This is a genomic window from Algoriphagus chordae (assembly GCF_003254055.1).
Taxonomy (GTDB): Bacteria; Bacteroidota; Bacteroidia; order Cytophagales; family Cyclobacteriaceae; genus Algoriphagus; species Algoriphagus chordae.
In genome coordinates, this window is sequence record NZ_QKZT01000003.1 from 292,631 (window position 1) to 306,069 (window position 13,439).

General features: G+C 41.0%; 11 protein-coding genes and 1 pseudogene. 4 read left to right on the top strand and 8 right to left on the bottom strand.

Translation table 11 applies throughout. The features are described from left to right. Window positions 1-31: 31 nt before the first annotated feature. The 7 genes and pseudogenes from LV85_RS04915 to LV85_RS04940 all read right to left on the bottom strand — a co-directional run bounded on the left by LV85_RS04915 (window position 32) and on the right by LV85_RS04940 (window position 6,041). Window positions 32-1,567, bottom strand: a complete 1,536-nt coding sequence (locus LV85_RS04915; protein ID WP_111317066.1) for an arylsulfatase — start codon at window positions 1,565-1,567, stop codon at window positions 32-34. A 121-nt stretch (window positions 1,568-1,688) separates the two neighbouring features. After that, window positions 1,689-2,741, bottom strand: coding sequence for a serine hydrolase domain-containing protein (locus LV85_RS04920; RefSeq protein ID WP_111317067.1), 1,053 nt, complete (start codon window positions 2,739-2,741; stop codon window positions 1,689-1,691). 86 nt (window positions 2,742-2,827) lie between these two features. Beyond that, a complete protein-coding gene (locus LV85_RS04925; protein WP_111317068.1) occupies window positions 2,828-3,361 on the bottom strand; it encodes a hypothetical protein in 534 nt (177 codons plus the stop codon). A 121-nt stretch (window positions 3,362-3,482) separates the two neighbouring features. Then, window positions 3,483-3,878, bottom strand: a pseudogene (locus tag LV85_RS04930) (acyl-CoA dehydrogenase family protein); the annotation flags it as partial. Between the two features lie 60 nt (window positions 3,879-3,938). Next, the gene (locus LV85_RS22150; protein WP_170125599.1) at window positions 3,939-4,091 is read right to left on the bottom strand and encodes a hypothetical protein; all 153 of its coding nucleotides are present in this window, start codon (window positions 4,089-4,091) and stop codon (window positions 3,939-3,941) included. Between the two features lies 1 nt (window position 4,092). After that, window positions 4,093-4,623 carry a hypothetical protein gene (locus LV85_RS04935; protein ID WP_111317069.1) on the bottom strand — a complete coding sequence of 177 codons (531 nt, stop codon included), beginning with the start codon at window positions 4,621-4,623 and terminating at the stop codon, window positions 4,093-4,095. A gap of 212 nt (window positions 4,624-4,835) precedes the next feature. Next, the gene (locus LV85_RS04940) at window positions 4,836-6,041 is read right to left on the bottom strand and encodes an acyl-CoA dehydrogenase family protein (protein ID WP_111317070.1); all 1,206 of its coding nucleotides are present in this window, start codon (window positions 6,039-6,041) and stop codon (window positions 4,836-4,838) included. A gap of 119 nt (window positions 6,042-6,160) precedes the next feature. Between LV85_RS04940 and LV85_RS04945 the strand changes: the two genes are divergently transcribed. Further along, the gene (locus tag LV85_RS04945; RefSeq protein ID WP_111317071.1) at window positions 6,161-7,120 is read left to right on the top strand and encodes a tryptophan 2,3-dioxygenase family protein; all 960 of its coding nucleotides are present in this window, start codon (window positions 6,161-6,163) and stop codon (window positions 7,118-7,120) included. Window positions 7,121-7,813: 693 nt separating this feature from the next. Here the strand turns inward: LV85_RS04945 and LV85_RS04950 are convergent. Next, a complete protein-coding gene (locus LV85_RS04950) occupies window positions 7,814-9,424 on the bottom strand; it encodes an amidohydrolase family protein (protein WP_111317072.1) in 1,611 nt (536 codons plus the stop codon). A 220-nt stretch (window positions 9,425-9,644) separates the two neighbouring features. On the opposite strand from LV85_RS04950, the gene LV85_RS04955 reads away from it, so the two are divergent. The 3 genes from LV85_RS04955 to LV85_RS04965 all read left to right on the top strand — a co-directional run bounded on the left by LV85_RS04955 (window position 9,645) and on the right by LV85_RS04965 (window position 13,408). Beyond that, window positions 9,645-11,120, top strand: a complete 1,476-nt coding sequence (locus LV85_RS04955) for a calcineurin-like phosphoesterase C-terminal domain-containing protein (protein ID WP_111317073.1) — start codon at window positions 9,645-9,647, stop codon at window positions 11,118-11,120. Between the two features lie 139 nt (window positions 11,121-11,259). After that, window positions 11,260-12,648, top strand: a complete 1,389-nt coding sequence (locus LV85_RS04960) for an MATE family efflux transporter (RefSeq protein ID WP_111317074.1) — start codon at window positions 11,260-11,262, stop codon at window positions 12,646-12,648. Between the two features lie 46 nt (window positions 12,649-12,694). Then, the gene (locus tag LV85_RS04965; RefSeq protein WP_111317075.1) at window positions 12,695-13,408 is read left to right on the top strand and encodes a 6-phosphogluconolactonase; all 714 of its coding nucleotides are present in this window, start codon (window positions 12,695-12,697) and stop codon (window positions 13,406-13,408) included. Window positions 13,409-13,439 lie beyond the last annotated feature (31 nt).

Consider the following 13,439-nt stretch of genomic DNA (forward strand, 5'->3'; position numbering starts at 1 on the left):
ACGGAAAATTAAAGGATGACCCAATCCGTGCCTACTTGTATAACCCATTATTATAATCCCCATCACACAATTCCAGAAGCTTGCTTTTCAATTCTTCAAATTTCTCTGGGAATTCCTTCGACAGATCATTTTCCTCTCTAAAATCATCTGGTAAAAAATAGAGCTCAAAGGCATCCTTATTTAGGTGAGTTCTCAGTTTCCAACCATCCTTGGAGATAAGTGTGGGGCCAGTGTAAGAAGAATACACCACAGATTCATGTCCTTCAAAAGAACTGTCCTCTACCAGTTCCTTATAAAAAGAAAGGCCATCTATATTATGCTTCTGTGTATATCCTGTAATATCAGCAAGGGTAGGGAGTATGTCGTAATTGGCGATAAGCTGATTGCTGACTCTTCCCTTCTTTATTTTTCCGGGCCATCTGATAATCAAGGGGACATTGATGCCTCCTTCCAAATTGCTTCGTTTCATCCCAGCTCTTCCACCATTCCCATCAAAAACATCACCAGCCAAGTCGCTGTAGTATTTTCTCTCCAAATCATCAAATCGCTCGCCCGTTTGCATATTGGTGTAGGGTTTGAGAATTCTGCCAGCTTCGCTATAGTAGATTTCATGTCCGTTGTCGGCAGTGAAAATGACGATCGTATTATCTTCTAAATTGTTCTCCTTAAGTTTTGCAAGAATCTGCCCCACATTATCATCCAATAGCTTGACCATAGAGGCATATTCCTTTTCGATTTGAGTCAGTCGCTCATCATTCACAAAGTCTGGATGAACTGCTGGAATGGAAACAGGCCCGTGTGGCAACTGGGTAGGGAAATACAGGAAAAATGGATTGGCCTTATTCGAGTCAATAAAGTTGAGAATACTGTCCATGAAAATAGTTTGGGAATAGACTTCCTTACCCTCCATATTCCAGCGTTCTTCGAAGTTTTCAGTCGTTTCCGGCTCACCGGATTTCCCCGCTTTTACGAGCGTATTTCCTTCAAATTCCACTATTTCCCCATTCTCGAATAGAAATGGAGGATAAAATCCATGAGCTCTCACATGGTCCAGGTAGCCCAGATAGTAATCCCAACCGTGACGCTTCATTTGCTTATCTGTAGCAGAAAAACCCCATTCCAGTTTACCCACTTGGGCGGTTTTGTAACCCATTCTTTGAGCAACTTCTCCAAGGAAAATCTGGTCTTCGGGGATTGAGTCTAGCTTGTCATTTATCTTGTTTTCAATCTCAGGTAGATTGGATTTAGTGGCATTCATATAGGCAGTGCCATTCGTGATCTGAAAGCCATTTGCATGGGAATCATGAAGTCCCGTGATCAGCGAAGCTCTAGCCGGAGCACATAGCATGTTGGAATAGGCGCGCTGGAAACGTATACCATCTTGCGCCAACTTGTCTATGTTGGGAGTTTGGATGATTTTCTGCCCCTCATGACTAAGCAACCCAATTCCTAAGTCATCGGCATAGATCAGAATGATGTTTGGTTTCTTTGGCTCCACAACTGGCTCGCTACATGCACTACAAAAAAGTATGAGAATAAGCAGTGCTGTGTTTAAATGGGATCTCATGATTTCGTTATTGGGAGGTGATTTAACTGTTAGGATGTCCGAAGTCTAAAGTACAAAGTCTAAAGTTGGGGGACGCATACCAAATTAACAAAGTAATAAGAGGGGAGGACTGATAACTAGCTCAATCTCTAGAACGCTTTACAATTTTCACAACACGGTTGTAGATAATTTCAGCCAAGTTCCAGTCGTAGCCATCAAAGTTGGTGGTATTGTTAAATTGAATAACGACTGTGTCAATGTCTTTGTGGTACTTGGCGATACTCTGATAGCCTGGAAGCAGTCCTGTGTGTTCGTACACGTAAATGGAAGAATAGATTTCCTGTTCGCCTTCCTTGAACACCGAACCATCATTTAATGCCCGAAGGAAAATGCCCACATCTTCTGCCGTAGCCAGCATGGATCCGGCTGGGTTGATGAAGTCATTAGACTTCAAATCTTCTTCGTAACCCACGTAATAACCGCTCATGACCTCGTCTATCTCATCCACATCACTTAGCAAACTGTAGGTATTGTTCAACCCAAGTGGGATCAAAATCTCCTCCTTGATATAGCGGTGATGGCTATGTCCCAGTGCTCCATCCAGTATCTCGCCGATCAACAAGTAATTCGTATTGGAATAGCCATAGCTTTCGTCAGGTGCAAAGTCAGCAGGCATATCCAGTACCAAGTCAAGGTTGTCACTAGAGGCTTGTGGTGGATCTACCCAATAGTTAGGAGTACGGGAATAATCAGGAATGCCGGATCTATGCTGGACCATCATTTTTAGGGTGATTTTATCCGCATTTTCTATTCTACCTACCAATTCAGGAAAGTACTCAGCGACAGTCCCGTCCAAAGACAAGCGTCCTTCCTTGACTAGTTTAGCTACCGCCACAGCGACGTAAAGCTTGCTGATACTGGCGATCTTAAATAAAGCTTGTGGATTGGCAGGTATCTTCTTATCACGGTCATGCCAGCCAGCGGCATAAAACTCTGGGGGCTTCCCGCCCTGATCCACGTAAACAATCATTCCATCAAATCCTTGTTCAACACCTTCTTCCAACTGTTCCTGAACCGAATCGGGTAGGGGTACTATCCAGGCCTTCACCAAAATCCAGGGCACAAAATACAGCGAACCTATGCTTGCAAGAATAAATAGGATTCGGAGGGTTTGTTTGATTTTGGGGTTGGGCATGGTGTAACACTAAGAGTATGCTTAAGGAAGGTTTTAATTCTTACGACCTTATTATAGAATGAAATTCTTACATTTTTTGGTTCCAATTAATTTAAACTATCTTCTACATTGGTTTTTGTTTCTATAGGTTGTCGTTTGTCTGACTGGGGTGTTTCAATAGGTTGCTTATTTTCAGAACTACGAAATTCAAAACCAATAATAGAAATCAATAAATTCAAAATCGTAATTATTATGCCCGCTATAACTATTTTTCTTCCTATTCTTGATTCAAACTGTTTGAGTTTTAAATCCAAATCCATTAGTTTGTCAACTTTTACTTCTCGTTCCGTCCGTTTTATTAGTTCAGTTTCTAAATCTTGATCGATTTTAGTAAATCCTCCATTTGCTAAAAATGATTCTACTATTCCAGTTGGAGAAATAGCAAAAGGGGCGCTGCTGACTTTTTCAATTTTTATGAGTTCTTGTTTTTCATTTATTATTTGTTTAATAATAAACTCTACTTGATCGGTATTATGATTTGGAAACAAATGTTCCTTTAATGAGTGAGGGGTATAAAAAGTGTTAGGAGCTCTATTTGGATTAGAAATCATTGCTTTTAAAATAATGTCTTTATCATTCATTTCTCAAATAGTAGGATAAGATTTAAAGTAAATATTATTCAAGTCTAATTTATCACCTGTGTCATGTAATCTATTTCGCGCTCTCCGCGTTACCCTCCGTGCCCTCCGCGGTAAAACACCCTCACACAAAAGCCGGAATCCCCGTAATCTCCTGACCTAAAATCAGCAAGTGAATATCATGCGTGCCTTCATTGGGTAATTACCGATTCCAGATTCATCATATGACGCATAATCGGATATTCTCCTGTGAGGCCCATTCCTCCATGGATTTGTCTGGCTTCCCGGGCGATATGCAAGGCCATGTCCACGTTGTTTCTCTTTGCCATGGAGATGTGGACAGTTTTGGCTTTTCCCTCATTCATCATCTTACCTACTTCCAGGGTAGGAGTTGGGCTTTGGTGATTTCGGTCAGCAATTCGGAAAGCTTTTTCTGTACCAGTTGAAAACCTGCTATGGGTTTGCCGAATTGGATTCGCTCAGCGGCATACTTTCTGGCAGACTCATAACAGTCCATTGCAACTCTAGATAATCAAGACTATTTACTGGGGAACTCCCATTTTTTATGACTTATTGAATGTTATACTTTCTCCTTTTTAGAGGGAGTATTTTTTGCCTGGTTTTTAGATTTTCTTTCTTTAATAAATTCACTGATTTCCTTTCTTTCTTGATCAGTTAAAGGAGGGCTTTTAATCAAAAAGTCCACTCCTTTCGGTTCTTTTATATGTCCCATATTAGTTTGTTTTAAAATATTTTTCAACCAAAATACTGGCTGATCTTGTTTCGATTATCATTCTTTGATTTTTGAAATGGTAGGCACCTAATGTTTTTTCGTAATGGTCTATCAATACTGTTTTGGCTGTAAATGCTACATACCCTTCAAATCCTTTTTGAAATGAAACTTTACAAGCATATGCCACCAAATTCCCTGGCACACCTTCATACAATTTGTTCTTCCCAACGTTGAAAGGTGCGCTTTCCAACAAATCTATAAATATATGATCGCTCTCAATGGTAATGGTCAGTAAGCCTTGGACAATGGTTGGATTGTTTACGATTGTCAATTTGTAAGTTTCTTTTTTCAAATCCTTGAACTCAGATTCCCAATCGAAATTCCAACCATTTTTTGGTGCAATATTATCTAAGTCTGCTTTCGTTACTATTGAGATTTCGGTAGGAAAGCTGTCTCCCGAAATTGTGTTTAAAATGGAATCAGTCAACCTGTCAATTATAAAATTTTGCTCAATAGGATTTTTAGGTTTCATCTATGGTAAGTTACGAATTTACGTCGAGTTTTAAATGGGAATTGTACGCGTTCCTTAGCATGCTCGTTCATTTTATAATAGAGGAATAGTTTATGCGAATGCCTAACTGACTCTCTTTTTTTCAATCAAATTAATCCAAAACACTTACTACCTAATTATACTTTCACTTCTAGCTCTCTGCGTTTCCCTCTGTGCCCTTCGCGGTTAAGAACCTACACAAAAGCTGGAATCCCTGTAATCTCCTGACCTAAGATCAGCAAGTGAATATCATGTGTTCCCTCGTAGGTAATCACCGATTCCAAGTTCATCATATGACGCATAAGCGGATATTCTCCTGTGATGCCCATTCCTCCATGGATTTGTCTGGCTTCTCGGGCGATGTTGAGTGCCATATCCACATTGTTGCGCTTTGCCATGGAGATATGGACAGTTTTGGCTTTTCCTTCATTCATCATCTTGCCTACTTTCCAAGCTAGAAGTTGGGCTTTGGTGATTTCGGTAAGCATCTCGGAAAGCTTCTTCTGTACCAGCTGAAAACCAGCGATAGGTTTACCGAACTGGATACGCTCAGCGGCGTACTTTCTCGCAGACTCGTAACAGTCCATCGCTGCGCCGATCACGCCCCAGGCAATTCCAAATCTTGCTGAATCCAGACACATTAGTGGTGCACCCAAACCTGATTTGCCAGGAAGAAGATTTTCCTTTGGCACTTTCACATTATCAAAAACCAATTCTCCGGTACAGGAAGCCCGAAGAGACCATTTGCCATGAGTTTCCGGAGTAGTGAATCCTTCCATTCCCCGCTCCACGGTCAAGCCATGAATTCGGCCTTCTTCATTTTTTGCCCATACCACAGCGATATCCGCTTCTGGAGAATTTGAAATCCACATTTTGGCACCATTCAGTAAGTAATGATCGCCCATATCTTTGAAGTTGGTCACCATGCCAGATGGGTTGGAACCGTGATCTGGCTCAGTAAGTCCAAAGCAACCCAGCATTTCTCCTGAAGCTAGTTTGGGAAGGTATTTTCTTCGCTGTTCTTCAGAACCGAATTTATAAATGGGATACATCACTAGCGATCCTTGCACGGATGCCGTCGACCGCATTCCCGAGTCACCCCGCTCAATCTCCTGCATGATCAATCCATAGGAAATGTAGTCCATTCCACCTCCTCCATATTCCTCAGGAATCTGCGGGCCGAAAGCTCCCACATCACCGAATTTCTTTACGATATCGCTAGGGAAGTAGGCCTTCTGCGCCCAGTCTTCCACGTAAGGAGAGATCTCTTTTTTGACAAAATCCCGGATGGAAGTTCTGATCAATTTGTGCTCATCTGTAAGCAGATCATCTAGGTCTAAAAAATCAACACCCTCGAAGGTATCCTGCTTTAATGACTTCCGGATTTCAACTGACTCCATGTTATTTTTGGTTTATAAAGATGAATCTGTGATTTTTGTCGGGAAATTAAAAATCCCCAGCTGATTCTAAGTAAATAGATCACTGACGAAAATACTATCTTTTTACACTAAAAGCACAGATGCAAGAATCTCAATTTGATCCTAAGATATTAGAAAAAATAGAGCTGCTAGAGAAGAAATTCAAAGCTTCGGGACAAGATATGCTTTCTTACTTGGAAGGATTGCAGTATGCAAACTATCTCACGTACTGGGATTATATCAATTTGGATGTGCTGCTTTCGCTACAGCAGCCGAAGACTTCATTCAAGGACGAAAAGATTTTTATCATCTATCATCAGATCACAGAATTGTATTTCAAGTTAATTATTTCTGAAATTGAACAAATTGCTGATCATCAAGATATTACTGATAAGTTTCTAAAAGGTAGGTTGGACAGAATCAATATGTATTTTGATCAGTTAATCGGCTCCTTTGCGGTAATGTGGAAGGGAATGGAACAGGAGCAGTTCTTGAAATTCCGTATGTCTTTACTTCCTTCCTCAGGTTTTCAGAGCGCTCAGTATAGGGAAATAGAATTGATGGCTGCGGATGCGTTTAATCTTCTCGCATTGAACAAGCGGACTGAGCCGGATTTCCATACGCCTACGGATGAGATTTTTGAGAATCTGTACTGGCAGCAAGGGGCAATAGAATTAGCTACAGGGGAGAAAACGTTGACCTTAAAGAATTTTGAAGCTAAGTACAGCAAAAAATTGAGGGATCTGATCGATGCCTATAGACGTAAGAATGTTTGGCAGCGTTTTATGGACGTAACTGAACCTTCCGAGGAATTGGTTGAAGCTATGAAGCAGTTCGATCTTAAGGCAAATGTGTTCTGGCCTCTGGCTCATTATAAGTCTGCTGTTCGTTTCTTGCAAAGAGACCCTGTGGACATCGCTGCTACCGGCGGTACCAACTGGCAGAAATACCTGCCTCCGCGCTTCCAGAAAGTTATTTTTTATCCTGAACTCTGGACTGAGAAGGAAAGAGAAGATTGGGGAAAAGGCTGGGTAGTGAAGGAGATTTTTGGGGAGGAGTAGTTGCTTGGGAGTATCAAGTTGCAAGTATATAGTATCAAGATTTTAGTAGCAGGTGGTAAGTCATAAGTGGAAAGTATTATGTAGAGGTATAAGTAGTAAGACATTGGTAAAGAGAGGCTATTGTGCTGGCCACTATAAGCTATAAAACTTGTCAGGCTGAGTAATAAAAATTTAGAATTTACAAAAGAGCGATGGCTGTGTCAGGCTGAGCTAAGTCGAAATGTCAGGCTGAGCGAAGTCGAAGCCTCATTTAAAGTATATACAATTATTGTCCTCGACTTCGCTACCAATGACAGATTGATTTGAGGACACCAAAAGCTGGTCAGTTCGAGCGAATTCGAGACTCTCGTCTCTCATGTGCTCAAGGTGACCATGGTTATGGTTCCAAAGAAAATTACTGTCATTTCCTGTTTGTATGTTCGCAGAATATTTATGACTCGGACTGACACTATTTGGTGTAAAAAATATAATCCGTCATTGGTAGAGAAGTCTAATCCCAGTAGATTTTTGCTCGGTCTAGATAGCTACGGAACGATAGGACTGACAAATGTTATTGTTGTTTGATTTTGGAGACTAACCAAAATGTCAGAATAATGAAATGACATCAACTCTTCGGGAATCTCCTAAATCGTATTTCGTATATCGTAAATAATTCCAATACCCTCATTATTAGTTCCTAATAACACCTTCACTTTACCTAGGATAATTCGCCTGCACAAATGCCTCCGCGTTATTATAGCAGAAATCATCCACCAAAGCTTCCGTGTCTTCTCTAGACTTGAGATGGGAGAGATGCTTTGCCTTAGGATTTTTGCGGGCTTGTTCGATTTCAAAAATCAGATTATTGGAAAAAAGCTCAAATTCCAGGACAGTAGGATAGTGGTCAATTGGATCGATTAATCCTTCGAAATCTGTGCCCAAGGTCATACATTTCCAGACTTTTGACTTTTCAGCATCTGTGAGATTTGGATTGGCATAAGCTGATTTGGCTATGCCTTCAATATTGTCCCAGAGCAGCTCAATTCCATTGCGTTTGGATTTTTTATTCTTTTTGGTGATTCCGAGAATTCGCTGATCAAAAGAAAGCCCGAAGAGCCCGTCGGTCTTCACAATCATTTCTATATCCTCTTCACAGGCATTGATGTTCCAAGCATTGAATTTCTTGCTTTCATCTGTGAAATCGTCTTTCTCCTTATCGAAGCAGTCTATATGATCCTGCAAGGTTTTGACCCCTGAAAATCCACAATGAGAAGCAATGACAGGGATTTTATCGCCTTTGGCAAGACAAGGACGGATAATCTGGTCGTAATATTCCTGTCGGCCACAAGCACTCATATGCTTGACATCGATGAGGATTCGGTAACCTAGCTTAGGGTCCTTTTGAAGATTATTGTCCAAGCCCAATAACTCTAACACAATCCTTTTTCCAAAATCAGAAAAGCCTTCATTCATATTATGAATCTGATTCAATAGTATTTTGCCTTTGTCGGGAATAGAGTGCGCGTGTCCGCAGAGGTTATTGTTGAAGTGATGGGAAAAAGTCATGAAGAACACAGGAACTTGCCAGTCATTTTTGATCTCCTGAATTCGCTTGGAAATTTCAGTAATTGAGATTTTTCCCTTTTCCAATAGGTCTGTTCCCAGAGCATGCGATCCTTCGATGGTTAGGATCATCGTAATCTCATTGTCATTTTGCAGGGATTCTTCCAAGGAGTTTTTGGACTCAGGAATCAAATAGCGGGCATTTTCAGCCCAGAGTTCCTTTCTGAATTTGGTTCTCCTCTTTTTCTCATTTTCAAAAATCCTCCTGATCACCCCTGAAGTGTGTATTTTATTGCAATCAATTGTTTTTCCTGAGTCCATAAGGACAAACTCAAACTCCCTATACAATGACTCCCAGTAATCGTAATTTCTCGATTGAACATAGTCGACGGTCTGTTTGGGAATGCGCATATAAAATGTCTGAATCAGATCCCGAAGCGGCAATTTGTGATGCGTGCTGACGCCAACTGCTATATTCAGTAAATCAACTGAATTGATTTTGTCTAAGCCCAGAACAAATTGTCTTTCAAGCGGATATAAGGAATTGAATGTGAGTCGCACGTTACCATTCCAGGCTTTTACCAGATCACACTGGCTGTAAGATGCGCCCATTTTGCCCTTGACATAACCTGCTCTATTGGAAGAAATAACCGTCCAAGGACTGAATTCATCCTTTTTTTCAAAAGCTTCTCTTTTCTCCTGCATATGCAGATGTGCCCGCATGTGATTGTGACAATGTAAATCTGAAAACTTCCTAGCCATGGTCTAAAAATTTAAGAAAAACGAAATAGAACTTCCCCTTAATTTCCTGATTATTAGGATAAAATGCAATTAGTCTGCTCGTTGAAGTCTTAATTTCTATCTTGATATAAGATTATCAAATTGAGAATTTTTATAAACGAGCTAGAGAGAGTAAGATGCAATTCGCATTTTTAGGGAATCAAGCTTAATCAAACCCGAGACAATCAAAAGCTAATAAGCCATGTATAAAAGAAGAGACTTTATCAAGACACTGGGACTTACTTCGGTAGGATATTTTGGAATTCAGGAATCACTTTTTGCTAAACCACAGAATATAGCAGAGCCGCAGACCTTCAAATCTATTAAAGTTCGTGGCAGAGTAAAGGTAGGAGGCCAAGGCATTCACCGAGTTGCCGTTTCAGATGGTCGATCTGTTGTGTTGACCAACTCATCTGGGGAATTTGATTTGCTTACAGGTTCGGATCGTGAGTTTGTGTTTATCTCTATTCCATCGGGTTATGAGATTAAAAAGCTGGCAAATGGCTCAGCTGATTTTTTCCAAAGAATAGATAAAAGCAAGTCGGAGCAGAACATGGGTTTTGATCTGAAAAAGTCTGGATCAAGTGACGAAAATCATCATTTCCTTTTGCTTTCGGATACGCAAATCCAGAATGACTACGAAGCCAATCAGCTGCTCACAGTGGCTGCTCCAGATGTACAGCAGACGATCAAAGCCCTGAATGATCCCAATCTCTTTGGGATAGGCTGTGGGGATTTGGTGTTCGATCATTTGGAGCTTTTCAAGGATTACAAACAGAGTGTTCAGATGTACGATACGCCGTTTTTCCAAGTAATCGGAAATCATGACATGGATTTGGGAGTCAGATCAGATGCTTTAAGCAATCAGACTTTTAGTAGTCACTTTGGACCGACCTATTACTCCTGGAATAGAGGAGAAGTGCATTACGTGGTCTTAGACGATGTTTTTTACATAGGAAGCAAATACATCGGCTACATTGGTGAAGAACAATTGGCTTGGCTAGAGCAGGATTTGGCACAGGTAGAGAAAGGCAAAACAGTCGTTGTTTCGCTTCACATTCCGACTTATACCGGCGCTGTTACTCGTTATCCAGATCGAGATACAATTGGTGGCACGGTGAGCAATCGAGATCATTTGTACAAACTTTTGGAAGGCTACAATGCTCATTTACTTTCCGGTCATACGCATTTCAACGATAACATGATCATGGGTCATGTTTATGAGCATTGCCATGGAACGGTCTGCGGAGCTTGGTGGTCAGGGCCGATTTGCTTTGATGGTACACCGAGCGGTTACGCGGTCTATGAGGCTCGGGGATCAGAATTGAAATGGCAGTATAAGGGGACTGGATTAGATATCAATGAGCAGTTTAGAGTTTATGATACCGGATATCATCCAGATTTCCCTGCGCATATGAGTCTCAATTGCTGGAATTATGATCCGGCCTGGGAAATCAGCTGGTTTGAAAATGGAATGAAAAAGGGCTCTCCGGAGAAAATAGTAGCAAAAGATCCCTGGAGTATGGAGCTGCATACTGGTCCTGCTTTGCCAAAGAGAAGAGAATGGGTAGAGCCTCAGTTGAACGATCACATGTTCTTTTTTAAGCCGGAGTCAAAAGATGATCTTGTCGTAGAGGTGAAGGATAGGTTTGGGAATGTTTATACGAAAAAAGTGTAGTCAACATTTAAACGTGCATGCAGGTTCTAAGCATAGGAATTAGTTTTTTACGACTTTTCTAGGTAAGAATATTTCTATATGACAGATTTTACCTTGAACTTAGGAGACTTGGGTTCTATAAAACCGATTCATCAAAACTATGCAGAAAGACAATACCTTACAGCAAGGCAGCTTAATCAACACACTTTTTTCAATTGCTTGGCCGATCATCATGGCCAACATATTGCAAACGGCCTATCAGCTGATAGATACATTTTGGCTGGGTCGATTGGGTGCAAATGCTGTGGCTGCTGTGAGTATCAGTTTTCCGATTTTGTTTCTCGTTCTTTCGCTAGGCGCTGGATTGACACTTGCCGGGACCGTAATTATCTCTCAGTACAAAGGAGCTAATAATCAGAAAATGATTGATTTCAGCGCCTCTCAGACGGTGCTTATCATTTTCTTCATATCTATTTTCTTGGCCATTTTAGGCTATTTTTCAGCATCTCCACTGATGAATTTGGTAGGGGCTGGGCCAGAGATCCTAGCGGATTCTGTTACATATTTCAAAGTTTCATCTTGGGGATTTGTATTCCTGTTTATGTTTTTTGTTTTTCAGTCCCTTATGCGTGGTATAGGTAATGTACTATTGCCTATGTACATCGTGCTAGGCACTGTGCTTTTAAATCTATTCCTTGATCCCATATTTATTTTTGGCTTTGGTTCTATTCCTGGCTATGGAGTAGCAGGCGCTGCGATTGCCAGCGTAATTACCCAGGGACTTTCTGCACTAGTAGGTATGATTATCCTTTTCAGAGGAAAGCGTGGAATTAGAATTCGCTTAGCTCATATGAAACCTCAGTTTAAGTGGGTGAAGCGAATGTTTCAACTGGGAATTCCTGCTAGTTTGGAGCAGTCCTCTCGTGCTGCAGCAATGACCGTTATGGTGATGTTGGTAACGAGTTTTGGCTCTGAGGTGGTGGCTGCCTACGGAATAGGGGCTAGAATTCTAAGTTTGGTAATTGTACCTGCTTTAGGACTTGCTATTGCTACCACTACCTTGGTGGGTCAACAGGTGGGAGCTGGAAATATAAAGGGAGCTGAAAAAGTTGGGGATTTGAGTGTGAAGATTGCATTCTTTGGACTCACTGGAGTTGGACTTATGCTCTTTGTTTTTGCGGAGCATTTGACTGCTTTTTTCGTACCAAATGATCCTCAGGTAATCAAAGATGGAGCACAATTTATCCGTATAATGGCCCCTAGTTTTGGTTTACTAGGAGTTCAGCAAGTCCTCAATGGATTGTTTAACGGTACTCGATTTACACAGGCTTCCCTTTTGATTTCTGTCTTTAGCTTATGGATGGTGCGATTTCCTCTGGCATTTGTGATGTCTCAGCGAACAGATCTAGCCTTCGAAGGGATATGGTGGGCATTTCCATTGTCCAATTTGGTCGCCGCATTGGTGGCATTTATTTATTACAAAACGGGATATTGGAAAATTCGAACGCTTAGGCACAGAGGGGATTGGTTGGGAGCAAAGACGAGCTAGCTTAATTAGTTTTAGAAATTGAATTTCACTTTTAATATTCATTCAAATGAAAATACACAACTGCAAAGATTATGAGGTGATGTCACAACTCGGGGCAGAGCTAGTTCATGCTGAGATAGAGATCAAACCTGACTTGCTATTTTGCGCAGCAAGCGGAAATTCGCCTGCTGGTTTGTATGAGTTGATGGCAGAGAAACACGCTGATTCACATGGCTTTTTTGATTGGATGAAAGTGATCAAACTCGACGAATGGGTAGGTTTGAGTAAGGATTCGACCTTCAGTTCCGAGTACGATATTCAAGAAAAGCTTCTCAAAAAATTGCACATAGGAAGCGATCGATACATTTCATTCGAAGTAGAAGCGCTGGATCCAGAATCGGAATGTGATAGAATTCAGGATGAAATAATCGATCATGATGGATTGGATATCTGTATTCTGGGAATTGGGATCAATGGGCATATAGCTTTGAATGAACCCGCAGAATTTCTCCAGCCCAATTGCCATGTAGCGGATTTGCATCCTGTAACTCTCTCAAGTGGAATGATTGAGAAAGTTGGAATACCACTTAAGCAGGGGATGACGATGGGTATTGGTAATATCATGAATTCAAAAATGATCATCCTTTTCGTCACTGGAAAAGGTAAAAAACCAGCCTTGGATCTATTCTTGGAAGGGAAAATAAGGACTGATCTGCCAGCTTCCTTTCTTTGGCTCCACCCTAATGTACATGTGATCGTGGATAAGAAAACGGTGCATTGAGAGATTATTACAATAGTTTGATGGGAATGGT